This is a genomic window from Pseudomonas sp. (assembly GCF_002796985.1).
Taxonomy (GTDB): Bacteria; Pseudomonadota; Gammaproteobacteria; order Pseudomonadales; family Pseudomonadaceae; genus Pseudomonas.
Map to the genome: position 1 here is coordinate 401747 of NZ_PEKX01000007.1, position 22521 is coordinate 424267.

Genomic DNA, 22521 nt, shown 5'->3' on the forward strand with positions numbered 1-22521 from the left:
GTCAGGCTCGGGAAGTAGTTGGTCCTTCCGAGTATGGCAGAGCGATATGACGGGATTTGACGGACGCGGCGATACCGAACTGGCCGAGCCAATAGGTCAGCATGATGGCGTAGGAGGAGCCGTCGAAGGCAGCGACGAAGCGGCTGATGCCGATCATCGAGTCGGAGCTGACGAACAGCAGCGCGCCGAGGGCGGCGAACACCCGGCTGGTATTGGCTATGGAAGGCACCCCGAGGCGGGCGATGGCGCGCCAGAGCATGGCGCTGATGGTCAGGCTGTAGAGCGCGATTGGCAGTAGCAGCGGGCCGAGCCCCCGACTGTAGAGCAGGGCAAACAGGCCGCCACCCAGTGCGCCCGCGACCAGCAGGCCGAGCGGGGCGAAGCGGCGCGTGTCGCTCAGGTAGGCGACCAGGTAGGCCAGGTGCGCCAGCAGAAACGCGGCGAGGCCGGGCACGAAGGCGTTGATCGGCCATTCCAGCAGGATGTCGCCGAGCATCGACAGCACCAGGCCGATCGCGACCCAGCGGCGATAGCCGTCGGCGGGGGTGCCGAGAATCCAGAACAGCATGGCCAGCACCGGCAGCGGCTTGCACAGCATCCTGAGCACAGGCAGGTCGAAAGTGACGGCGAACAGGTAGGCGGCACCGCCGATCAGTGCCAAGAGTGCCCAGCGCATGGGGTTCCCTCCCGTGGAAACGAACGTCCACTGTGCCGCAGCACGACGCACGGCCTACAGGCCGAAGGCGTCAGCGCGAGCGGCTTATGGCGCCGGATGGGCTTCTTGCGGGATCGAGCGTTACTTGACGGCAATCGGGCAGACGAAGGTCTGCGCGGGTGCTACTTCCGCTTCCCACGGGCGGCGGTAGGCCAGTTCCAGCTTGTCTTCGCCGGCGCCGGTTACGCGGAAGCGCCAGGTGGATTCGCCGGCGCTGCCGACCAGGCCTGCGTCTTCCGGGTTGCTGTAGACCTCGGGGCCGAGGGGGCGCAGCAGGCCGTTGGCGGCGTTGCGCATTTCCCAGCGGAAACCGGTGGTGGGATTACTCGGCAGGATCAGTACCAGTTCCTGACCTTCGTGCAGTTTCAACGGCTTGCAGTCGCTGGCGTCTTCCAGGGTGACCACGGGTTTGCTCTGCCCGGCGCAGCCGGCGAGCAGGGCCAGGGTGAGGGGCAGCAATGAGCGGTACGACGGCATGACGGCTCCTGGGAGGGGACAGGTTGGGCCGCAGGATAACGCAATCGGCGCTGGAGCGGACTCCATCCGCAACGCTTTTGGCTTGGCGTCATAGCGCCGCTTCGGCGGGGGCGCGGACTACTTGTTTCGCCCCCTCGGGCGAGTCACTTCTTCCAAACGTCGGATGGCCGCCCCCAAAGAAGTAACCAAGTAGGCTTGCCGCGGACATCCGGTTTTTCGCTTAGGCGAAAAATACCCTCGTTGAAACGAAGATTCAGGGGCGCGAACTCGGCGTCCCCCCACGAAGGGCCATCCCTGGCCCATCGTGGCTCTCGCGGCATTCATGCCGCTCAACCCCTGAAACTCCGCTTCAACGAGGCCTCCTGAACGGGGCATTCGGCGCGTACGGACGTTTCGCTGGAAGTCGTCGGAAGGCAGAGCTGGAACGAGACTGACCTGTAGGAGCGGGCCATATCCGCGACCGGCCTTTCCGTCGACCACGGCATTGCGACGGAGCACGAACGTAGGATGGTGTGGAGCGTAGCGATACCCATCGATGGCGGTGCCAGGGACAGCATGGGTATCGCAAGCTCCACCCATCCTACAAAAGTGTTCACTGGTAGCGACGGCAGAGGGCGGTTCGCGAGCAAGCTCGCTCCTACAGGGGGTAGGAGCGAGTCATTCAGGCTCAGGCCATCAGGCCGGGAACAGCACCTTCGCCACATCCCCATAGCGCTTGGCGAAATGCACCGTCAGGCCTTCCTTCAGGTACTCCGGCAGCTCCTCGAAGTCGCCACGGTTGGGCTCGGGCAGGATCAGCTCGTAGATCTTCTGCCGGCGCGCCGCGATGACCTTCTCGCGCACCCCGCCAATCGGCAATACCTGCCCGGTGAGGGTCAGCTCGCCGGTCATGGCCACGCCTTTCTTTGGCGCCTGGTTGCGCGCCAGCGACAGCAGGGCGCTGGCCATGGTCACACCGGCACTGGGGCCGTCCTTGGGCGTGGCGCCCTCGGGGACGTGCAGGTGGACGAAGGCCTGGTCGAAGAAGGTTGGCTCACCGCCGTACTTCTTCAGGTTCGAGCTGATGTAGCTGTAGGCGATTTCCGCCGACTCCTTCATCACGTCGCCCAGTTGCCCGGTGAGCTTGAAGCCCCGGTTCAGCGTGTGGATGCGCGTCGCCTCGATGGGCAGCGTCGCGCCACCCATGCTGGTCCAGGCAAGGCCCGTGATCACGCCGATGCCGGAGAGCACCTGCTCGGTGCGGAATACTGGCATACCGAGGTATTCCTCCAGGTCCTTGGCGCCGATCTTCACCACCGAGTCCGGGTCTTCCAGCAGCTTCATTACCGACTTGCGCACCAGCTTGCCGAGCACTTTCTCCAGCTGACGCACGCCGGCCTCGCGGGCGTAACCCTCGATCACCGCGCGCAGGGCGGCGTCGTTGATCGACAGGCGATTCTTCGGTACGCCAGCCTTCTCCAGCTGCTTGGGCCACAGGTGACGCTTGGCAATGGCCAGCTTCTCCTCGGCGATGTAGCCGGACAGGCGGATGACCTCCATGCGGTCCAGCAGCGGGCCGGGAATGGCGTCCAGGGTGTTGGCGGTGCAGACGAACAGCACCTTGGACAGGTCCAGGCGCAGGTCCAGGTAGTGGTCGAGGAACTCCACGTTCTGCTCCGGATCGAGCGTCTCCAGCAGCGCCGAGGCGGGGTCGCCCTGGTAGCTGCTGCCGAGCTTGTCGATCTCGTCGAGCATGATCACCGGGTTCATCACCTCCACGTCCTTCAACGCCTGCACCAGCTTGCCGGGCAGGGCGCCGATGTAGGTGCGGCGGTGGCCCTTGATCTCGGCCTCGTCACGCATGCCGCCGACGCTGAAGCGGTAGAACGGCCGCCCCAGGCTTTCGGCGATGGACTTGCCGATGCTGGTCTTGCCCACGCCCGGCGGGCCCACCAGCAGCACGATGGAGCCGGCGATCTCGCCCTTGAAGGTGCCCACCGCGAGGAATTCGAGGATGCGGTCCTTGACGTCTTCCAGGCCGGAATGGTGCCGGTCGAGGACCTTGCGCGCGTGCTTGAGGTCGAGCTTGTCGACGCCCATCAGGCCCCACGGCACCGACGTCGCCCAGTCGAGGTAATTGCGCGTGACGGCGTATTCCGGCGAGCCGGTCTCCAGGATCGACAGTTTGTTGAGTTCTTCGTCGATGCGCTTCTTCGCCTGGTCGGGCAGAGTCTTGCCTTCCAGGCGTGCGCGGAATTCGTCGGAGTCGGCGCTCTTGTCGTCCTTGGTGATGCCCAGTTCCTGCTGAATGATCTTCAGCTGTTCCTGCAGGAAGAATTCGCGCTGGCGCTCGCCGATCTTGCGGTTGACCTCCGCGGACAGCTCCTTCTGCAGGCGCGCGACTTCCACTTCCTTGCGCAGCAGTGGCAGTACCTTCTCCATGCGCTTGAGCATCGGCACGGTATCCAGCACGCCTTGCAGCTCGGAACCCGGCGCGGTGGTCAGCGCGGCGGCGAAGTCGGTCAGCGGCGATGGGTCGTTGGGGTTGAAACGGTTCAGGTAGTTCTTCAGCTCTTCGCTGTACAGCGGGTTGAGCGGCAGCAGTTCCTTGATCGCGTTGATCAGGGCCATGCCGTAGGCCTTCACCTCGTCGCTCGGGTCGTTGGGGGTGTGCGGGTATTCCACTTCCACCAGGAAGGGCGGGCGATGGCGCTTGATCCAGCCGCGGATGCGCACGCGCGACAGGCCCTGGGCAACGAACTGCAGCTTGCCGCCCTCGCGGCTGGCGTGATGCACGCGCACCAGGGTGCCGTGCTCGGGCAGGCTGTCCGGGTCGAAGTGGCGCGGGTCTTCCGGCGGGTTGTCCATGTAGAACAGCGCCAGGCTGTGGTGCTCGGTCTTGGCCACCAGCTCCAGGGTTTCCGCCCACGGCTCTTCATTGACGATCACCGGCAGCACCTGCGCCGGGAAGAAGGGCCGGTTGTGGATCGGAATGACATAGACCGTGGTCGGCAGGTTCTGCCCCGGCAATACCAGCCCGGTGCTGCTGACCTCTTCGGCGCTATTGATATCGTGAATCTCGTCGTGGTCGCTCATGAGGCACCTGACTGATTGAACATGACAGTCTAGATGGGGAAACCGGCGCGGGGTTTCAATCCCATTGCTTGGAAGGATGTGTCCGTAGATGTTGCGGCCGATTGTGTACGAACGGAGCTTACGGGCGGATTAGCGTGCGCGGCCGGAGGAAATCGCTGGGCGGCCGGCCGAACTGGCGGCTGAACATGGCACTGAAGGCGCTGGGCGTGCTGTAGCCCACCTCCAGTGCCACGCTCAGCACGCTTTCGCCCAGAGCCAGGCGCTCCAGTGCAGCCAGCAAACGCGCTTGTTGCCGCCATTGGCCGAAGGTCAGCCCGGTTTCGCCGAAGAACCAGCGTTGCACCGTCTTGCTGTCGACGCTCAGCCGGGCCGCCCAGTCGGCGAGGCCGGCGTTGTCTCCAGGTTGGGCCTGGATGGCCTGGCACAGCGCGCGCAGGCGCGGATGGGCCGGGAGGGGCAGGTGCAGCGGCAGCACGGGTTCTTCGCGCAGCTCGTCCAGCAGCAGGCCGAGGACGCGGCCGTCACGGGAATCCGCCGTCACCTCGCCGCTGATCGACAGCGCCGCCAGGATCAATTCCCGCAGCAGTGGCGAGACGGCCAATACGCAGCAATCGGGCGGCAGGTGCGGGGCGCTGCCCGGCTCCACATAAAGGGTGCGCACCTGTACGTCACCGACCATGCGCGTCCAGTGCTCCACGCCGCCGGGTATCCACAGGCCACGGTTGTCCGGCACCACCCACTGGCCGCTGGCGCTGCCCACCACGAGCACGCCGCGCACGGCATAGAGCAGTTGCGCGCGGTGATGGCTGTGGGCTGGCACCTGATGGCCATCGGGGAAATCCAGGGCAACGGCTGCCACCGGACTGGCGGCGCGTTCGTTGCCGTGGTTTTCCGGTGGTGCCGCTGCAATGTCCTTTTTGCGCATCTGGATGCCTGTTTGTCGTTAGACGACCACTTTCCTCCATCGTTAGGCTGCCGAACAGTCCCTTCTGCCTCGATGACCCCGCCATGAACGACATGTCTGTTATCGCCGAACAACTGGCTCGAATCGCCCGGTTGCTCGAACAATCCCTGCCGGTACGCGCCGAACTGGCGCTGCAAGAGGGTGCCATCGCCCACTTGTGGGAATACCGCCAGGGCCAGCCGCGCCTGACCCCGGTGATCGAGCCGGCGCTGATCGCCTTCGACGACCTGCGCAACGTCGATCGGCAGAAGGCGCTGATCGAGCAGAACACCCGGCAGTTCGTCTCCGGCCGCCCGGCCAACAACGCGCTGCTGACCGGCGCGCGCGGCACTGGCAAGAGTTCGCTGGTGAAGGCCTGCTTGGACGCCTTCCATGCTGAAGGGTTGCGCCTGATCGAGGTGGACAAGGAACACCTGGCCGACCTGCCGCAGATCATCGACCTGCTGCGCCATCGCCCCGAGCGCTTCATCCTGTTCTGCGACGACCTCTCCTTCGAGGATGGCGAGACCGGCTACAAGGGCCTGAAGACCGTGCTCGACGGCTCGGTGGCCGGGCAGTCCGGCAACGTGCTGATCTACGCCACCTCAAACCGCCGCCACCTGCTGGCCGAGCGCGCCGAGGACAACCTGTCCTTCCAGCGCAGCGAGAGCGGCGAGTTGCATCCCGGCGAGGCGGTGGAGGAAAAGATCTCGCTCTCCGAGCGCTTCGGCCTGTGGATATCTTTCTATGCCTTCAGCCAGGAGCAGTACCTGGAGGCGGTCGCCCGCTGGCTGGAGTCCCACGGCCTGGATGGCGTGCAGCAGGACGAGTGGGAACAGGCAGCGATCCGCTGGGCGACCCACCGCGGATCGCGGTCCGGGCGGATCGCCGCGCAGTTCGCCCGCGATTACGCGGGGCGTCGGCCTCAGCTTATCTAGAAGGCCACTTTCACCCCCGCCTGGATACCGCGCCCACCGGCCGGCACGCTGTCGCGCAGGATGGAGCTGGCGTAGCGCACGGTCTGGTTGGTGAGGTTCTCGCCCTTGACGAAGGCCAGCCAGCGGCTGTCGCCCAGATCGAAGCGGTAGCCAACACTGGCGCCGAGGGTGGTGTAGCCGTCGGTACGCAGTTCGTTCTCTGGCACGCGGTTCTGCTCGGCGGCGTATTCCACGTCGACCCGTGCCTGCCACTGTTGCAGCTCCCAGAGCAGCGCGCTGTTCAGGCGCAACGGGGCGATGCGCGGCAGGGCTTCGCCGGTGTCCTTGTTCCTGGCGCGGGTGTAGTCGCCGGAAAGCTCCAGGTCGAAGCGGCCGTAGGGGCTGTCCAGCAGGTGGATGCGGTCCTGCGCCTCAACACCGTAGAAGTCCGCCTTCACGCCGCTGTAGAGGTATTCGGGCAGCGCCTCGTCGTCGCCGGCATCCACCACCGCACCTTCCTCGTCGCGGTAGCGCCCGCTGGCCAGCAGGCCGATGTAGTTGGAGAAGCGGCTGTAGAACACGCCCACGCTGCCTTTGTGGCGGCCGCCGTCGAAGCGCAGGGCCAGATCGGTGGAGACGGCCTTTTCCTTGCTCGCATTGGCGTCGCCCACTTCAAAGGTGCCGGTGGCGGCGTGGGCGCCGTTGGCGTAAAGCTCGTAGAAGGTTGGCGCGCGCTCGGTGTAGGCCAGGGTTCCGGCCAGCGCCCAGATCGGCGTCAGCTGGTAAACCGCGCCGGTGGACAGGCTGCCGGCGGTGAAGCTGCGCGAGCCGTCGTTCTCGGCGAAGCGCTCGTTGTCCTTGGCGTTGGGCTCGATGCGCGTGTGCTCGACGCGGCCACCCAGGTTCAGCGCCAGGCGTTCGGTGGCCTGCCAGTTCTCCAGGAAGAACAGCGCGGCGCTGTCGGTCTCGGTGTGTGGCACGAAGGCTTCTTCGCCCAGCGCCGAGAAGCGGCTGTTGCCGACCTGCGCGCCGACCACGCCGTCCAGCGGGCCGATGGGCTTATGCCGTGCCTCGATGCGAGCCTCGTAGCCATCGTTCTTGAAAGTGGTGCCGGTCTCGCCGTCCTCGATCTCCTTGTGCTGGTATTCGGTGTAGGCGGCGTCCACCTTCACCGAACTGAAGGGGCCTTCGAGGTCGCGGATTTCCGAGGCGAAGGCGTAGCGGTCCTGCTGCATCTTCAGGCGCACGGCGTCTTCGGCGGGCGAGCCGTAGTTGCTGTCATAGCCGCTGTAGGACAGGCCGGCATAGCCGTGATCCCAGTGGTAGCTGCCGCCAATGGCGCCGCTGTCCTGGCGGCCGTCGCTGTTGTTCACGCGGTGCTTCGAGTCATTGCCATCGGTCTGGCGTTGGCGCGCGGAATGGGCGTAGCCGGGGATGCGCAGGTCGTTGAACTCGCGGGAGCCGGCGTCCAGGTGCAGGGCGAAGGTGCCGTCGCCGGCTTCCAGTGCGCCGGCGGCGCTGCGGGTGGTGTCCGAGCCGCCGTAGCGCAGCTCGCCCTGGCCGTGGATGCCGTCCACCGGTTCGCTGGGGATGCGGTTGTCGAAGCTGTTGACCACGCCGCCGATGGCGTTGCCGCCGTAGAGCAGGGCGGCCGGGCCGCGGACGACTTCGATGCGCTCGACCACGTTGGGGTCTTCCGGCACGGCGTGGTCGTAGGACAGCGAGGAGGCGTCCAGCGCGCCCACGCCATTGCGCAGGATGCGGATGCGATCGCCGTCCATGCCGCGGATTACCGGGCGGCTGGCACCAGGGCCGAACCAGGTGGAGGACACGCCCGGCATGCCGTTGAGGGTTTCGCCCAGGCTGCCTTTCTGCCGCAGGGTCAGTTCGTCGCCCTGCAGCACACTGCTGGGCGCGGCGGGCGAAGTGTAGCCCAGCGGGTTGGCGGTGATTACCTGGGGCTCCAGTTCGGTGGGGGCGGCATCGGCCAGCGAGGGTGCGCCGGCGCACAGGGCCAGGCCCAGCGGTGCTAGACGCCAGCGCGGGCGGGGGAGGGAAGGGGGCATGACGAACTCCTGGTTTTTCTTTTGGCAAAGCGAACCCCTCCCTCGTGGTCAGGGATGCGCCAGGCGGCGGGGAGGGGAAATAGGGATGTGCTATTTGTTATAACATAACATATCGATCAGTTAGCAAGATTTTCCGGCTTAGACGCTTTAGTGATTGTTCATTCTTGGAGTTGCGCCCGGTTGCACCTGTGCGCTGGGCAGGCCTGGCTGAATCCCGTACCATGCTCAAAATTTGATCACCCAGCGCCATGTTCGATACCCGTCTCGCCACGCTGTCCGACCAGACCGACCAGCACGCCCATGATCATCACCAGTTGGTGATGTCCCTGAGCGGCCGCGCGGAATTCGAGATTGGCGGCGCGGGCGGCGAGGTCTGCCGCATGCGCGCCTGCCTGGTGCCGGGGGATGTGGGGCATGAGTTCGCAGGGCTGGGCGATAACCGGATGCTCATCGTCGATCTCGACGCCGCCGACGCCGCCGAGCAGGACCGCGACCTGCTGGCGCGGCTGTTCGAAGTGCCGCGCTACCCGACCCTGGATGCGGACTTCCAGAACCTGCTCAGCTACGCCGGCGCGGAGGTTGCCCGCTACGGCGGCGACCCGTTGCTGGCCCGCGCGCTGGGCGGCGTGCTGATTCGCGCGCTGCACCTGCGCCTGTTCGGAGAAGATCGCCCCCCACGCAGCGGCCCGCTGGACCTGGAGCGGCTGGACGGCTACATCGCCGAGCACCTTTCCCGACGCCTCACAGTGGCTGAGTTGGCGCAGGTCGCCTGCCTGAGCCCCAGCCATTTCCACGCGCAATTCAAGGACCGTGTCGGCCTTTCGCCACACCAGTACCTGCTGCGCCAGCGCCTTGATCGCGCCGCGCGCCTGCTGCGGGAAACCGACTTACCGTTGGTCGGCGTGGCTGGGGAGTGCGGCTTCTCCAGCCAGAGCGCGCTGACTACGGCGATGCGCCGTTACCTGGGCTTGACCCCGGGCAGCCTGCGCCGCTGCTGAATCCGCTAGCCTGCGCGCCCCTGGATGCTGATCGAGTGGTCAGTTGTCGACCCTTGAGTGCCGGAGTCTTTTGCAAGAACTCCAGAGCTTTCGGCAAGAAATTCGCACGGTGCAACCCATAGAGTCCGCCCACCGAGTTGCAGGTGCAACCCGGTTAGACCAAGAACAATAGCCGCCTCGATACGCGGGAGGGCGATATGCCCATCACCGGTTCTGTCTTCACCTGCGCGCCTGCACCTGGCCGCGCAAACACCACCACGGCCCGGCCCGCAGCGCCCGCCCGTGGACTTGCGCCGTCCGCCCTCGGACCAGTGGCGCTATTCGCCTCGAAGCTTTCGGTACAATCCGCGCCCTCGCGCGTCGGCCACCCCCTGCCGCACCTCCATGCGCGCGTGAACACAGTTACAGTCACTTCCGACGGTTGCCGTCGTCAGCCCCGTAGCGTGCGGCTGGCCGGAACTCGCCGGGAGCCGGGCGCTCATTCCAGCGCCTGATGGATGACCGGGCCTAGCCCGGAATAACGCTCCGCACCTCGCTTACCGGCGAAGGCGGGACGGAGGTCGCCGTGGTGAGACGGTGGCTGCAGGAAGGCGCCAGCAAGGATGAAGGCGTGCCTGCGTCGGGATGCGTAGCGGTTCGGTGCCAGTTTGGCGCCACGCGCAACCCGGTTTGCCTGTGAGCAAGCGCAACCCGGTCGGCGTCAAACACGCTGACTGCCAGTCAAGGGTCCGCGATACCCCGCGAACCCGGATAAAAACAAGCTGTAGGGGAGTCCCCATGAGCATCAACACGCCAACACTGATCACCTTCGTGATCTACATCGCGGCCATGGTTCTGATCGGCTTGGCCGCCTATCGTTCGACCAACAACTTCTCCGATTACATCCTCGGTGGCCGCAGCCTCGGCAGCTTCGTCACCGCGCTGTCGGCCGGCGCCTCGGACATGAGCGGCTGGCTGCTGATGGGCCTGCCGGGCGCCATCTACCTGTCGGGCATCTCGGAAAGCTGGATCGCCATCGGCCTGATCTGCGGCGCCTACCTGAACTGGCTGTTCGTCGCCGGCCGCCTGCGCGTGCACACCGAGCACAACGGCAACGCCCTGACGCTGCCGGACTACTTCAGCACCCGCTTCGAGGACAACAGCCGCGTTCTGCGCGTGATCTCCGCGTTGGTGATCCTGGTGTTCTTCACCATCTACTGCGCTTCCGGCATCGTCGCCGGCGCCCGCCTGTTCGAAAGCACCTTCGGCTTGTCCTACGAGACCGCCCTATGGGCCGGTGCCGCCGCGACCATCGCCTACACCTTCGTCGGTGGCTTCCTGGCGGTGAGCTGGACCGACACCGTGCAGGCCTCGCTGATGATCTTCGCGCTGATCCTCACGCCGATCTTCGTGCTGCTCGCCACCGGCGGTATCGATCCGGCTTTTGCCGCCATCGAACTGAAGGACGCCGCCAACTTCGACATGTTCAAGGGCGCTTCCTTCGTCGGCGTCCTGTCGCTGATGGCCTGGGGCCTGGGCTACTTCGGCCAGCCGCACATCCTGGCGCGCTTCATGGCCGCTGACTCGGTGAAGTCGATCCCGGCTGCCCGCCGCATTTCCATGGCCTGGATGATCCTCTGCCTGGGCGGCGCCGTCGCCGTCGGCTTCTTCGGCATCGCCTACTTCCAGGCGCACCCGGAACAAGCTGGCGCCGTAGGCGAGAACCACGAGCGCATCTTCATCGAGCTGGCGAAGATCCTCTTCAACCCGTGGATCGCCGGCATCCTGCTGTCCGCCATCCTCGCCGCGGTGATGAGCACCCTGAGCTGCCAGTTGCTGGTGTGCTCCTCGGCGCTGACCGAGGACTTCTACAAGGCCTTCCTGCGCAAGAACGCCGGCCAGCTGGAGCTGGTCTGGGTCGGTCGCGCCATGGTGCTGCTGGTGGCGCTGATCTCCATCGCCCTGGCCGCCAACCCGGAAAACCGCGTGCTGGGCCTGGTGTCCTACGCCTGGGCCGGCTTCGGCGCGGCATTCGGTCCGCTGGTGCTGCTCTCCGTGCTGTGGAAGGGCATGACCCGCAACGGCGCGCTGGCCGGCATCATCGTTGGTGCGGTCACCGTGATCGTCTGGAAGCAGTTCGGCTGGCTCGGCCTGTACGAGATCATCCCGGGCTTCATCCTCTCCAGTCTCTCCATCGTGGTGTTCAGCCTGATTGGCTCCGCACCGTCGAAGGCGATGATCCAGCGCTTCGAGGAAGCCGAGGCGGAATACGCCGAAGCCACTCAGCCGGCCGGCACTACCGTGACCAGCCGCTGATCCTGCGCTGAATGACAGAAGGCCGCGCTCCCGCAAGGGGCGCGGCCTTTTGCTTTTCGTAGGAGCGAGCTTGCTCGCGAACCGCTTGATGCCTTGGATGCCCGGCCGATTCGCGAGCAAGCTCGCTCCTACAGGGAGAACCGATGTTTCAGTGCGCGGCGTGCCCACCACTCATCGCCGCCGCATACCGCCAGCAGGCGAACAGGCACAGCAGCAGGCCAGCCACCGCCAGCGCGCCGCCGACGTAGCCGATCCATTCCAGCCCCATGCCCACCGCCACGCGGCTGCCCAGCAGTGCGCCGCCGCCGATGCCAACGTTGTACAGGCCCGAGAACATCGCCATGGCCACGTCGGTGGCGTCATGGGCCAGTTGCAGCACCTTGGCCTGCAACGCCAGGCCGAAGCAGAGGATCGCCGCGCCCCAGAACAGGCTCAGGCCGAGCAGCGCCGCAGGCGAATGGGCCAGCGGCATCAGCAGCAGGAGCGAAGCGCCGAGCACGCCAATCGCGATGCACGGGAAGGCGCGCGGGAAGCGCTCGCTGTAGCGGCTGAAGAGGATCGAACCGAACATCCCGGCGCCGCCGAACAGCAGCAGGAGCAGGGTGGTCTTCTGGCTATCCAGCGCGGCGACCTCGCGGGCGAACGGCTCGATGTAGCTGTAGGCGGTGAACTGCGCGGTGATCACCAGCACGGTGAGTACGTACATCGACACCAGCGCCGGGCGTCGCAACAGCAGCGGCAGGCTGCGCAGCGAGCCGGAGTTCTGGCTCGGCAGCAGCGGCAGCGCGCGGGCCAGCCAGAGCACCACGACCACCGAGACCCCGGCAATCGCCAGGAAGGTGGTGCGCCAGCCCATTGCCTCGCCCAGCACACGGCCCAGCGGAATGCCCAGCACCATCGCCAGGATGGTCCCGGTGGCGAGCAGGCCGAGGGCTTTCGCCTGCTGTCCCGGCGGCGCCACGCGCACTGCGAGTGAGGCGGTGATCGACCAGAACACTGCGTGGGCGAAGGCGATGCCGAAGCGGCTGATCATCAGCACCGTGAAGTTCCAGGCGAAGCCCGAGAGCACGTGGCTGACGATGAACAGGCAGAAGATCACCACCAGCAAGCGGCGGCGCTCCATGTTGCGGGTCAGTTGCATCAGCGGCAGCGAGGCCAGCGACACGACCCAGGCATAGAGCGTGAGCATCAGCCCGGTCTGTTCCGGGCGCATGTCGAAGCTCGCGCCGATGTCGCTGAGCAGACCCACCGGGACGAACTCGGTGGTGTTGAAGATGAAGGCGGCGATGGCCAGGGCGATGACGTTCAGCCAACTGCCGGAGCGGGTTTCTTGCGCGGTGGTCATGGGAATCCTGAGGTGAAGTGGGGCTCAGGCCGTGCCTTGGGATCACGCGGGGCGTGTCGCGGGCAAAGAAGAATTGTTGTTGCGGCAGGCGCAATTCTACCCACGGGTTGCCCATCGCGCACGGCGATTGCCGCCCAGCGCGGGCGCAGCGGCAGGCTCAGGCGGCGTTGTCGATCAGCGGGTCGGCCGCCTGCGCCGCTTCCTCTGCCAGCCAGTCGAGGAACGCGCGCACCGGCGGGTGGCGCTCGCGGCCCGGCACGCAGAGCGCAGTGTAGCGGGCGCCGGGCACGTTGATATCCGGGCGGTAGGGCAGCAGCAGGCCCTTCTCCACGCTCTCGGACACCAGCAGCGAACTGGCCAGCACCAGCCCCTGGCCGGCGATGGCTGCCTGCAGGGCATAGAACTCCTCGTCGTACTCGCGCTGCACCGCCTGGGCCAGCAGGCATTGCTCGCCGGCCACCTGGCACCAGGCCTTCCAGCCGCGCTCGTAGAGCTCGGAGTTGTGCCAGCGCACGCTGATCATCTCCGGCACTTCCACGTCGGCGGTGGCCACCAGCGCTGGCGCGCCATAGACGGCGAAGCGTTCCGCCAGCAGGAACTGGCTGTGCATGCGCGGGTAGTCGCCGAAGCCGTAACGGATCGCCAGGTCGACGCTGGCGTCCTGCTGCAGGTCGAGCAGCTCGCACTGGCTGTCCAGGCGCAGGCGGATGTGCGGGTGGCGTGCGTAGAAACGTCCCAGGCGCGGCACCAGCCAGAGCGCGGCGAAAGCCGGCGTGGTGGAGATCGTCAGGCTGCTGGCGCTGCGCTGCGGGCGCAGGCTGTCCACCGATTGCGATACCTCCAGCAGCGCGCCATGCAGGCTGCGAAACAGTCGCTCGCCGGCCTCGGTCAGGCGCACCTGGCGCGGCAGGCGCTCGAACAGCGGCAGGCCCAGCCATTCCTCCAGCGCGCGCACCTGGTGGGACACCGCCGTGGGCGTCACCGCCAGCTCCTGGGCGGCGGCCTTGAAGCTCAACTGGCGCGCGGCGGATTCGAAGGTGCGCAGGGCGGGAAGCGGCAGGTTGGCGAACATGGTGCGCTCCATGGATGAGCTGAATTCATCTGGAAGGAAATCCCCTCAGTTGTCCGGCTCTGTGGCTGGAAATAGCTTAGGCGGCAACAGGAGGCCCATCAGGACCTCCGTAGTGTACACCTCAGGCAAGGAACGACAGATGAACAGGATTCTCGCCATCCACGCCAGCGCCCGTGCCGACCGCTCCCATTCCCGCCGCCTGGCCGAGGGCTTTCTCGCCGCGCTGCCGCAGGCGCAGATCACCCGCCGCGAAGTGGGCCGCGCCGATCTGCCCCACGTCAGCGAAGGCTTCATCGCCGCCGCTTTCCACCCGCAGCGCGAGCATCGCCCGGCCGAGTTGCAGGCCGAGCTGGCGCTGAGCGAAGAGCTGGTAGATGAGCTGCTCGCCCACGACGTGCTGGTGATCTCCACGCCCATGTACAACTTCAGCGTGCCCAGCGGGTTGAAGGCCTGGGTCGACCAGATCGTCCGTATCGGCCGCACCTTCGACCTGCACTTGAAGGATGGCGAGGCGGAGTACGAACCGCTGCTCAAGGGGCGCAAGGCGCTGATCGTCACCAGCCGCGGTGGTGCGGGCATGGGGCCGGGCGGAGAGCTGGAGTGGATGAACCACGCCGATGCCTGGCTGCGCGTGGCGCTGGGCTTCCTCGGAATCGACGATGTGCGAGTGATCGCCGCCGAGGGCGAGGAGGGCAATCCCGAAGCCTTCCGCGCCTCCTATCAACAGGCCGAGCAGGCCCTGGCCGACCTCGCCGAGGGCGAGTGGGCGCGTGCGTGATGGCCTGGGCGATGTTGATGGTGGCGGCGGTGTTCGAGGTGATGTTCGCGGTGTCGATGAAGTACGCCGAGGGTTTCACCCGGCCGCTGCCGACCGTGGTGACGGTGGTCGCGGTGATCGGCGGGATATTCTTCCTCACCCTGGCGATGCGCCAGTTACCGGTGAGCATCGCCTACCCGGTGTGGACGGCCATCGGCACGCTGGGCACGGTGTTCTTCGGCTTCCTGCTGCTGGGCGAGGCGCTGACCCTGACCAAACTGGCGTCGGTCGCCCTGATCATTGCCGGCGTGGCTGGGCTGCGGGCCTGATGTTAAGGTGCCGCGCATTCTCCGCACGACGGCACCGAGCATGAACGACAAACCGAAGAACCCGCTGCATGGCGTGACCCTGGAAGCCATCCTCAATCAACTGGTCGCCCAGTACGGCTGGGATGGCCTGGCCAAGCGCATCGACATCCGCTGCTTCAAGAACGACCCGAGCATCAAGTCCAGCCTGACCTTCCTGCGCCGCACGCCGTGGGCGCGGGAGCAGGTCGAGGCGTTGTACGTGAAGAGCGTGCAGGGGAAATAACCGAGCGGCTCTGCTCTTGGTAGGAGCGAGCTTGCTCGCGAACCGCTTGATGCCATTGGTGATCGGTCAGGTTCGCGAGCAAGCTCGCTCCTACAGGTTTTGGGAAGTATCGGTGCTCGGGTTGTCCCCTCACCCCAACCCTCTCCCCAGGGAGAGGGAGCCGTTCGGCGCGGAGGCTGCCAGGGATCGTAGGGCGCATAACGCGCCGGCGTTATCCGCCGTCGCAGTGTCGGCGGATAACCCGTTCCGGGTTATTCGCCCTACGTAGGAAGTCAGCCGGCGAGCGCAGAATTCTTCGTAGGAGCGAGCTTGCTCGCGAACCGCTTGATGCCATGGGTGCCCGGCCAGGTTCGCGAGCAAGCTCGCTCCTACAGGGTTACCGCCAACTCACCCGCAGGTTATCCAGGCGCTCCTGGCACCCGGTGCTGATCCCCGGCTCCAGGTAACCGGTCAGCAGCGGCGCCATGCCCTTGAGCACCTGCACCGGCAACGCCGAGGTGAACTTGAATCCATCCGACTCGCTGCCGGCCACGTAGGCGGTGAGCGTGCCGAAGTGGCGCGGGCCGATGTAGAAGACGAAGGTCGCTGTGCGGTTCATCGCCTTGGAGCTCTTCACCCAGCCGCTGCGGGTGACGCTCTCGATACGGTTGTCGCCGGTACCGGTCTTGCCCCCCATCACCAGTGCGTTGCCGTCGGCCAGTTTGAAGGTGCCGGACAGGCGTCGCGCGGTGCCCGCATCCACCACCTGCGATAGCGCTGTGCGTAAGGCCTGCGCGACTTCCGAGCGCATCACCTGGCGGCCGTTGCCGGATTCCGGGCCGAGGCTGACTTCATAGGGCGTGGCAGCGGCGAAATGCACGCTGTCGATGCGCAGGGTCTGCAGGCGCATGCCGTCGTTGAGGATGATCCCCATCAGCTCCGCCAGCGCCGCCGGGCGATCACCCGAGCTGCCCAGCGCGGTGGCCAGCGACGGCACCAGGTGGTCGAACGGGTAGCCCAGGCGCTTCCACTGCTCGTGCAGGTCGAGGAAGGCTTCCACCTCCAGCATGATGCGGATGCGCTTGTCGCGGGCGTACTTGTGCCGCGATTTGTACAACCAGCCGTAAACCTGCTTGCGCTCGGCTGAACTGGCCGCCACGGCGTCGGCGAAGGTCGCGGCCGGCTGACGCTGCAGGTAGCCCAGCAGCCAGAGTTCCAGCGGGTGCACGCGGGCGACGTAGCCCTGGTCGTTGAGATCGAAAGCGCCCGGCCCGTAGCGGGTGTAAAGGTCCTCGATGCGCTTGTCGGTGAGCTTGTCGCCGGTGTACTTGCCCTGCTTCAGGCGGTCCTGGAGGAAGGCGGCGAAGGTCGGCACGTCGGCCTGCGGTTGCAGGTAGCGGTGGATCGCCGCCAGCCGCACCGGCCAGGCGCGCAGGCCGTCGAGGAAGGTGGTCAGGCGGGCGTCGTTGTCCTTGCCCTTGTACTTCTGCCAGAAGCGCAGCAGGTAGACCTGGCTTTCCTTGTCGACGAAGCGGTCGAGGTAGTCCTGCCGGCGCGGGTCCTTGTCATCGGCCAGCACGGCGACCTTGCTGCCTTCGTTGGCGTAGATGTCGTGGCGCACCAGGTCGCGCAGCAGGCGCACGAAGGGCAGGTTGATCGACTCGCGCAGGGCATCCTGGACGGTTGGAATGCGACCGTTGTCCTCCTTGCGGAAGTTACTGAAGGTGTGGATGCCGCCGCCGGTGAAGAAGCTTTCGTAGGGGCTCGCGGAGTACTTGCGCTGCAGGGCGGCGGCGAGCATGTCCGGCAGGTCGCGGTCCTTGGCGGTGATCAGGTAGTCGATGGACCAGCGGGTGAGGAAGTCCAGCGGCTCCACCGGCACTTTCTTCAGCTCCGCGACACTCATCGGCGCGTACTGCTGGTGCAGGTCGGCGATGGTTTCGAGGTAGGTGGAAAGCACGCGCAGCTTGGCGGTGGAACCCAGCTCCAGCTTGCTGCCTTCGTTGATGTCGAAGGGTTGCTCGGTGCTGTCGGTCTGCACGCGCACGCGGTTGCCGCTGGGGGTGCGCTCGAAGAGGGTGAAGCTGTAGCGCACGTCCCTGGTCTTGTCCTTGGACAGCAGGTGTTCGCCGAACAGGCCAATCTGCTCGGCGTACTCCGGGTCCGACAAGTGCCGCAGGTAGCCGGTGACCTGCTCCTGCAGTTCATGCTGCAGGGTGGTGGTGAAGCTCATGTCGAAGCGGTCGAGGTCGTACAGCGGCACATCGAGCATGCCGGCCAGGCGGGTGCGCGCCAGGCCGATGCCCTTGTTGTTTTCCAGCGGAGTGAAGCTCGGCTCGCTGCGCGGGTCGCGGAATGCCAGTTTCTGCTTCAGCGCGGCGTCGCGCAGCTCGGGGGCGATGACATTGTTCTGCGCGAGCACGCGCAGGTAGCTGTCGGTCAGCACGGCGAGCTGGTCACGGCCGCGCGCCAGGTACCAGGACGGCCGGCGGTGGGCGATCATCAGCGACACCACCTGACGCAGTGCCTTGCCCTGGGCGGCCAGTTCCGCGCCGCTGGCGGGCGGGGTGTTGAGCAGCTTGTTGACCTGCTGGTAGTCGGCGCCATACCAGATCCACAGGCCGTCCGGCAGGCCGCTCACTTCGCCGTAGCCGGGTTGCGCCGAGAGCGGCACGGAGTTGAGGTAGGTGAGGGCGACGGTGCGCCGCGCGGCCATGTTCTCCGCACCGTTCTGGTAGGTGCGCACGCTGGCCGAAGCCATCTGCCGCAGCTTGTCGGTGATGGAGTTGGTGCGGCCATCCTCGGAGTGGCGGTACTTCTCGATCTGCGTGGCGAGAGTGCTGCCGCCGGGCGCGTGGTTACCCAGGCCGACCAGCTTGCCTACCTGTGCCACGGAGGCCTGGGTGAAGCGGCTCCAGTCGATGGCCGGGTTCAGGTAGGGGCGCTCGGGGTCGAGCAGGTCGCGGTTCTCGATGAACAGCAGGCTGTTGACGATGGTGGGCGAGATGCTCTCGAAGTTGGCGTACAGGCGCTGCGGGTAGCGGAAGTTGTAGATCGGCAGACCACGGCAGTCGGCGATGTCGACGCCGGCCTGGGCCTTCTCCGGGTAGGGCGGGAACATGCCGTGGCCGGTGTACTGCAACAGCGGATCGGAGAAGCGTGCCTGGCTCAGGGTGACGAAACTGCGCTCGTGCAGGCGGCCCAGGAAGGTCGGCAACTGCTGGTAGCCCAGGCGCCGGTCGAATGGGCCGCCCTGTGGATAAACCACGTTGCCGGTGCCGCCCTGTTCCAGGTTCCAGGTCAGCCCGGTGGCATAGCGCGCCAGCTCGCGCGCCTGCAGTTTGGACGTGCGCGCTTCATAGAGCAGCGCCGCGCCCATGGCCGCCAGCAACGGCAGGAGAAACAGGAACAGGAGAAGGAAGCGGTGGTGATGCACTTTCTGCGGGGAAATACCGGGCCCCAGACTTCCCGGTTGACCTGCCACTTGCGTACCGGAATGCTTCGAGTTGCCCATTTTCACGCCCCGCCCATGCTTGTACGACAGCTCAGGTAGCGGACTCCGCCCACGTGATGGCCGGCACCTTCCTGGCGCCGCGAAAGCCCCTATCCCCGCGGCTTTCCTACTTTCCAGCGTAGTCGGCGGCGGAAAAACTGCGCGCCGGCGGGCACCGTTGATGGCCATGCGGATTGATTTGCCGACGGCCAGCAGGTGCAATGTACTGACTTCGATAGAGACCCTTGCCCATGCGTTCGCCTTTCTTGCCTTTCGCCGCTCTGTTACTGGCGTCCTTGAGTGCCCAGGCGGCGCCCATGCCGTTCTACAAGTGGCAGAGCAAGCTCGATGGCGCCTATACCTGCCAGCAGACTTCACCGGGTAGTGGTTGGCAGAAGATTGGCGGGCCGTTCCGCGATGCCGGTTGCCGCGAGATGCTGCCGCAGACACCGTCGCCCAAGGGGTTGGCGGTGCCCAAGGGGTGGAAGACGCAGTAGGTTCAGGATCTTGGGGAAATTGTCTGCACCGGCACGATGGGTGCCGTCTTTCCCCCTCACCCTAACCCTCTCCCTCAGGGAGAGGGTTAGGGTGAGGGCAGGCCTTGGCGCAGGATTTCAAGTAGGAGCGGATTCATCCGCGATCGGCTCACCTAACGCACGGAGCTTTCGATGACCGACCCCGACGCCCGAATCCGCCACAGCTGGCAGGCCAACGCCGAGGCCTGGACCCGCGCCGTGCGCGAGCAGCGCATCGAGAGCCGGCGGCTGGTAACCGATGCAGCAATCCTCAATGCCATCGCCGATGGGTTAGCGCGGCGTGTGCTCGATATCGGCTGTGGAGAAGGCTGGTTGTGTCGCGCGCTGGCGGCGCGGGGCAGTGAGTGCGTCGGTGTGGATGCCTCCGAGCCTCTGATCGAAGCCGCACAAGCCGGGGGCGGCGGGCGCTTCGAGGTGATGGGGTACGCCGCGCTGATCGAAAAGGGAGAGGCTCTGGGCCAGTTCGACACGCTGGTGTGCAACTTCGCCCTGCTCGACGAAACCATCGCGCCCTTGCTCGGCGCACTGCGCGAGCGGCTCGATCCCGGCGGGCGCTTGCTGATCCAGACCGTGCACCCTTGGGCTGCCTGCGCTGACGAGCCCTACGTGGACGGATGGCGGCTGGAAACCTTCGCCAGCTTTGGCGGCGAATTCAGCGCGCCGATGCCTTGGTACTTCCGCACCCTGGAGTCCTGGCTGGCGCTGCTGGCCACCAGCGGCTGGCGTTTGCGACAGCTGCGCGAGCCGCGCCATCCGGGCACCGGCCAACCCGGCTCGCTGTTGCTGGAGTTGCAGCCGCTGGCGGGCTGAATCGCTCTACACCGGCGCTTGCAAGCCGCGCTGATGTGGCGATACGCCGCTATTCCTTTGGTCACATTGCACCTTGGTGGTGCAGACGTTTCCTACGCACTTGTGCAACACTCGCCCGCGACCTCAGCCGTGGTCCTCCCGCAATGCCCACGTCCGCTTCACAAGAGCGGGCAGCCTCTTCCGGTGTGCCGTCCTGGAACTGCCAGACACTTCTCCCTCCGTGCCGCCCGGCGCGGTGGCGAAGCCTTTCCGGTGGTTCCGCATCCCGACTGCACTCAGAGTCCGCAGCTGATTACCCCCAAGAACAAAATGAGGTTGCATCAGCATGTCGTCCCACGATCTCCAAAGGGATCTCAACGAGCGGCACATCCGTCTCATGGCCCTTGGCGCCTGCATCGGCGTCGGTCTGTTCCTCGGCTCCGCCAAGGCCATCCAGATGGCCGGCCCGGCCATCATGCTCTCCTACATCATCGGCGGTCTCGCCATCCTCGTGATCATGCGCGCCCTCGGCGAGATGGCCGTGCACAATCCCGTGGCCGGTTCCTTCGCCCGCTACGCGCAGGACTACCTCGGTCCGCTGGCCGGCTACCTGACCGGCTGGAACTACTGGTTCCTCTGGCTGGTGACCTGCGTCGCGGAGATCACCGCGGTGGCCATCTACATGGGCATCTGGTTCCCCGACGTGCCGCGCTGGATCTGGGCGCTGGCCGCGCTGGCGAGCATGGGCACCATCAACCTGATCGCCGTGCGCGCCTTTGGCGAGTTCGAGTTCTGGTTCGCCCTGATCAAGATCGTCACCATCGTCGCCATGATCCTGGTCGGCGCCGGCATGATCTTCTTCGGTTTCGGCAACGGCGGCATCGCCACCGGTATCTCCAACCTCTGGAGCAACGGCGGCTTCATGCCCCACGGCATCACCGGCGTGCTGATGTCGCTGCAGATGGTGATGTTCGCCTACCTGGGCGTGGAGATGATCGGCCTCACCGCCGGTGAAGCGAAGAACCCGCAGAAGACCATCCCCGGCGCGATCAACTCGGTGTTCTGGCGCATCCTGCTGTTCTATGTGGGCGCGCTGTTCGTGATCATGTCGATCTACCCGTGGAACGAGATCGGCACCCAGGGCAGCCCCTTCGTAATGACCTTCGAGCGCATGGGCATCAAGACCGCCGCCGGCATCATCAACTTCGTGGTGATCACCGCCGCGCTGTCGTCCTGCAACGGCGGCATCTTCAGCACCGGTCGCATGCTCTACAGCCTCGCCCAGCATGGCCAGGCCCCGGCCGTGTTCGCCAAGACCTCCAGGGGTGGCGTGCCGCGCAATGCGCTGCTGCTGTCCATCGGCGCGCTGCTGCTGGGTGTGCTGATGAACTACCTGGTGCCCGAGAAGGTGTTCACCTGGGTGACTTCCATCGCCACCTTCGGTGCGATCTGGACCTGGGCGATGATCCTGCTGGCGCAGCTGAAATTCCGCCGCGGCCTCTCCGCCGCCGAAGCCGGCAAGCTGCAGTTCAAGATGTGGCTGTACCCGATCAGCTCCTACCTGGCCATGGCCTTCCTGGTACTGGTGGTGGTGTTGATGGCCTTCTTCGAGGACACCCGCATCGCGCTGTACATCGGCCCGGCCTTCCTGGTGCTGCTGACGGTGCTGTACTACGCGCTGAACCTTGCCCCCAAGAATCTGGCTCCGAAAGAGCAGAGCGTCGCCAGCCGTGCCTGATGCGCGGTTGAGCGAATAAAAAAGGGCCTCTTCGGAGGCCCTTTTCTTTTGTGCGCCCGGCTCAATTGGAAGGCAGGCTGCCGGCCATCCGCGTCAGTCTGCGGTCGAATTCGGTGACTTCCAGTTGCAGGCCGATGGGGCGCTGTTCGATGAGCGCGGCGAGGGTCTGCTCGGCCGTGGCGAACAGCGTGTCGACGATGCGCTGGCGCAACTCCTCCGGGCGGCCGGGGGCGATGCGGACCTGGATATTGATGAAGGCTTCGTTCTTCGTGTTGGCGCCTACCCGGTATTCCTCGATGGCGCGGGCGAAGGTGCGCAGACCGTTGATGGGGAAGACCCCGAGAGTCTGCGCGGCCTCATGGAGTTTCTGCGCAAGGCCCAGCGGTGCGAGGTCGTCGGCGAGGTTGGCGGTGTAGTCGATGGCGATGTGGGGCATGGCGAGCGTCCGGTCTCCGTGATGCCAGCCATCCTAGGGCGACGGACTCGCTTGAGATATGCGGGTGACTACGTATTCGATGGCGCCGACCTGTAGAAACGCCCGCGTGCGATTGGCGTTTTCATCCATATCGAAATCACGGCAGAACACCAACGTAGGATGGCGTGAAGCGTAGCGATACCCATCGACTTTCGTGCAACGAAGCAGCATGGGTATCGCAAGCTCGCGGAACGCCGCCCGACCCATCCTACGAACGCGTTCGCCGGGGGAGGGCGGCATGGGGGGCTGTTCGCGAGCAA

18 protein-coding genes are annotated in these 22521 nt (G+C 65.9%); 9 read left to right on the forward strand and 9 right to left on the reverse strand.

The window, feature by feature from the left end:
* Position 1: 1 nt before the first annotated feature.
* The 4 genes from CTR55_RS07365 to CTR55_RS07380 form a co-directional block, all read right to left on the reverse strand.
* Positions 2-676: a lysoplasmalogenase gene (locus CTR55_RS07365; protein ID WP_296285264.1), complete on the reverse strand. Its 675-nt coding sequence runs from the start codon at positions 674-676 to the stop codon at positions 2-4.
* 120 nt (positions 677-796) lie between these two features.
* Complete coding sequence (locus CTR55_RS07370; RefSeq protein ID WP_296285265.1) at positions 797-1192, reverse strand: protease inhibitor I42 family protein; 396 nt, start codon at positions 1190-1192, stop codon at positions 797-799.
* 675 nt (positions 1193-1867) lie between these two features.
* Complete coding sequence (gene lon / locus CTR55_RS07375; RefSeq protein WP_296285266.1) at positions 1868-4267, reverse strand: endopeptidase La; 2400 nt, start codon at positions 4265-4267, stop codon at positions 1868-1870.
* A 118-nt stretch (positions 4268-4385) separates the two neighbouring features.
* Positions 4386-5192, reverse strand: coding sequence for a helix-turn-helix transcriptional regulator (locus CTR55_RS07380; protein ID WP_296285267.1), 807 nt, complete (start codon positions 5190-5192; stop codon positions 4386-4388).
* An 83-nt stretch (positions 5193-5275) separates the two neighbouring features.
* Here CTR55_RS07380 and CTR55_RS07385 point away from each other — a divergent pair, with 83 nt between their 5' ends.
* On the forward strand, positions 5276-6148 hold the full coding sequence (locus tag CTR55_RS07385; RefSeq protein ID WP_296285268.1) for an ATP-binding protein: 873 nt from the start codon (positions 5276-5278) through the stop codon (positions 6146-6148).
* On the opposite strand, the gene CTR55_RS07390 is transcribed toward CTR55_RS07385, so the two are convergent.
* Positions 6145-8193: a TonB-dependent receptor gene (locus tag CTR55_RS07390; RefSeq protein WP_296285269.1), complete on the reverse strand. Its 2049-nt coding sequence runs from the start codon at positions 8191-8193 to the stop codon at positions 6145-6147. The two genes, CTR55_RS07385 and CTR55_RS07390, sit on opposite strands and share 4 nt — an antisense overlap.
* 248 nt (positions 8194-8441) lie before the next feature.
* On the opposite strand from CTR55_RS07390, the gene CTR55_RS07395 reads away from it, so the two are divergent.
* Both CTR55_RS07395 and putP read left to right on the forward strand, forming a co-directional pair.
* Positions 8442-9191, forward strand: a complete 750-nt coding sequence (locus CTR55_RS07395) for an AraC family transcriptional regulator (RefSeq protein ID WP_296285270.1) — start codon at positions 8442-8444, stop codon at positions 9189-9191.
* A 777-nt stretch (positions 9192-9968) separates the two neighbouring features.
* On the forward strand, positions 9969-11486 hold the full coding sequence (gene putP, locus CTR55_RS07400; protein ID WP_296285271.1) for a sodium/proline symporter PutP: 1518 nt from the start codon (positions 9969-9971) through the stop codon (positions 11484-11486).
* A 148-nt stretch (positions 11487-11634) separates the two neighbouring features.
* On the opposite strand, the gene CTR55_RS07405 is transcribed toward putP, so the two are convergent.
* Both CTR55_RS07405 and CTR55_RS07410 read right to left on the reverse strand, forming a co-directional pair.
* Positions 11635-12831, reverse strand: coding sequence for a sugar transporter (locus CTR55_RS07405; RefSeq protein WP_296285272.1), 1197 nt, complete (start codon positions 12829-12831; stop codon positions 11635-11637).
* A 157-nt stretch (positions 12832-12988) separates the two neighbouring features.
* The gene (locus tag CTR55_RS07410; protein ID WP_296285273.1) at positions 12989-13903 is read right to left on the reverse strand and encodes a LysR substrate-binding domain-containing protein; all 915 of its coding nucleotides are present in this window, start codon (positions 13901-13903) and stop codon (positions 12989-12991) included.
* Between the two features lie 139 nt (positions 13904-14042).
* On the opposite strand from CTR55_RS07410, the gene CTR55_RS07415 reads away from it, so the two are divergent.
* From CTR55_RS07415 to CTR55_RS07425, 3 genes are read left to right on the forward strand one after another with little or no spacing between them, the layout of a single operon-like run.
* Positions 14043-14681, forward strand: coding sequence for an NAD(P)H-dependent oxidoreductase (locus tag CTR55_RS07415; protein WP_296285274.1), 639 nt, complete (start codon positions 14043-14045; stop codon positions 14679-14681).
* Entirely contained in the window at positions 14681-14989 is a 309-nt protein-coding gene (locus tag CTR55_RS07420) for a multidrug efflux SMR transporter (protein WP_296285275.1), read from the forward strand. The genes CTR55_RS07415 and CTR55_RS07420 overlap by 1 nt, the downstream gene beginning before the upstream one ends.
* Before the next feature lie 40 nt (positions 14990-15029).
* The gene (locus tag CTR55_RS07425) at positions 15030-15251 is read left to right on the forward strand and encodes a VF530 family protein (RefSeq protein WP_296285276.1); all 222 of its coding nucleotides are present in this window, start codon (positions 15030-15032) and stop codon (positions 15249-15251) included.
* A 376-nt stretch (positions 15252-15627) separates the two neighbouring features.
* Here CTR55_RS07425 and CTR55_RS07430 read toward each other — a convergent pair whose 3' ends face one another.
* Positions 15628-18609 (reverse strand): transglycosylase domain-containing protein, encoded by a 2982-nt coding sequence (locus CTR55_RS07430; protein WP_296286483.1) that lies wholly within the window; start codon positions 18607-18609, stop codon positions 15628-15630.
* A gap of 365 nt (positions 18610-18974) precedes the next feature.
* Here CTR55_RS07430 and CTR55_RS07435 point away from each other — a divergent pair, with 365 nt between their 5' ends.
* The 3 genes from CTR55_RS07435 to CTR55_RS07445 all read left to right on the forward strand — a co-directional run bounded on the left by CTR55_RS07435 (position 18975) and on the right by CTR55_RS07445 (position 21786).
* Entirely contained in the window at positions 18975-19220 is a 246-nt protein-coding gene (locus tag CTR55_RS07435) for a hypothetical protein (RefSeq protein WP_296285277.1), read from the forward strand.
* A gap of 171 nt (positions 19221-19391) precedes the next feature.
* Positions 19392-20069 carry a methyltransferase domain-containing protein gene (locus tag CTR55_RS07440; RefSeq protein ID WP_296285278.1) on the forward strand — a complete coding sequence of 226 codons (678 nt, stop codon included), beginning with the start codon at positions 19392-19394 and terminating at the stop codon, positions 20067-20069.
* Positions 20070-20394: 325 nt separating this feature from the next.
* Positions 20395-21786 (forward strand): amino acid permease, encoded by a 1392-nt coding sequence (locus CTR55_RS07445; protein ID WP_296285279.1) that lies wholly within the window; start codon positions 20395-20397, stop codon positions 21784-21786.
* A gap of 61 nt (positions 21787-21847) precedes the next feature.
* On the opposite strand, the gene CTR55_RS07450 is transcribed toward CTR55_RS07445, so the two are convergent.
* Positions 21848-22222, reverse strand: a complete 375-nt coding sequence (locus tag CTR55_RS07450; RefSeq protein WP_296285280.1) for a 5-carboxymethyl-2-hydroxymuconate Delta-isomerase — start codon at positions 22220-22222, stop codon at positions 21848-21850.
* Positions 22223-22521: the final 299 nt, after the last annotated feature.

Bases quoted from the DNA above. Each gene is read 5' to 3' on its own strand.
- CTR55_RS07410 (WP_296285273.1), bottom strand. From the start codon at position 13,903: ATGTTCGCCAACCTGCCGCTTCCCGCCCTGCGCACCTTCGAATCCGCC.
- CTR55_RS07425 (WP_296285276.1), top strand. From the start codon at position 15,030: ATGAACGACAAACCGAAGAACCCGCTGCATGGCGTGACCCTGGAAGCC.
- CTR55_RS07365 (WP_296285264.1), bottom strand. From the start codon at position 676: ATGCGCTGGGCACTCTTGGCACTGATCGGCGGTGCCGCCTACCTGTTC.
- CTR55_RS07395 (WP_296285270.1), top strand. From the start codon at position 8,442: ATGTTCGATACCCGTCTCGCCACGCTGTCCGACCAGACCGACCAGCAC.
- lon (WP_296285266.1), bottom strand. From the start codon at position 4,267: ATGAGCGACCACGACGAGATTCACGATATCAATAGCGCCGAAGAGGTC.
- CTR55_RS07385 (WP_296285268.1), top strand. From the start codon at position 5,276: ATGAACGACATGTCTGTTATCGCCGAACAACTGGCTCGAATCGCCCGG.
- CTR55_RS07390 (WP_296285269.1), bottom strand. From the start codon at position 8,193: ATGCCCCCTTCCCTCCCCCGCCCGCGCTGGCGTCTAGCACCGCTGGGC.
- CTR55_RS07405 (WP_296285272.1), bottom strand. From the start codon at position 12,831: ATGACCACCGCGCAAGAAACCCGCTCCGGCAGTTGGCTGAACGTCATC.
- CTR55_RS07415 (WP_296285274.1), top strand. From the start codon at position 14,043: ATGAACAGGATTCTCGCCATCCACGCCAGCGCCCGTGCCGACCGCTCC.
- CTR55_RS07370 (WP_296285265.1), bottom strand. From the start codon at position 1,192: ATGCCGTCGTACCGCTCATTGCTGCCCCTCACCCTGGCCCTGCTCGCC.
- CTR55_RS07435 (WP_296285277.1), top strand. From the start codon at position 18,975: ATGCGTTCGCCTTTCTTGCCTTTCGCCGCTCTGTTACTGGCGTCCTTG.
- CTR55_RS07430 (WP_296286483.1), bottom strand. From the start codon at position 18,609: ATGGGCGCGGCGCTGCTCTATGAAGCGCGCACGTCCAAACTGCAGGCG.
- CTR55_RS07445 (WP_296285279.1), top strand. From the start codon at position 20,395: ATGTCGTCCCACGATCTCCAAAGGGATCTCAACGAGCGGCACATCCGT.
- CTR55_RS07420 (WP_296285275.1), top strand. From the start codon at position 14,681: ATGGCCTGGGCGATGTTGATGGTGGCGGCGGTGTTCGAGGTGATGTTC.
- putP (WP_296285271.1), top strand. From the start codon at position 9,969: ATGAGCATCAACACGCCAACACTGATCACCTTCGTGATCTACATCGCG.
- CTR55_RS07440 (WP_296285278.1), top strand. From the start codon at position 19,392: ATGACCGACCCCGACGCCCGAATCCGCCACAGCTGGCAGGCCAACGCC.
- CTR55_RS07450 (WP_296285280.1), bottom strand. From the start codon at position 22,222: ATGCCCCACATCGCCATCGACTACACCGCCAACCTCGCCGACGACCTC.
- CTR55_RS07380 (WP_296285267.1), bottom strand. From the start codon at position 5,192: ATGCGCAAAAAGGACATTGCAGCGGCACCACCGGAAAACCACGGCAAC.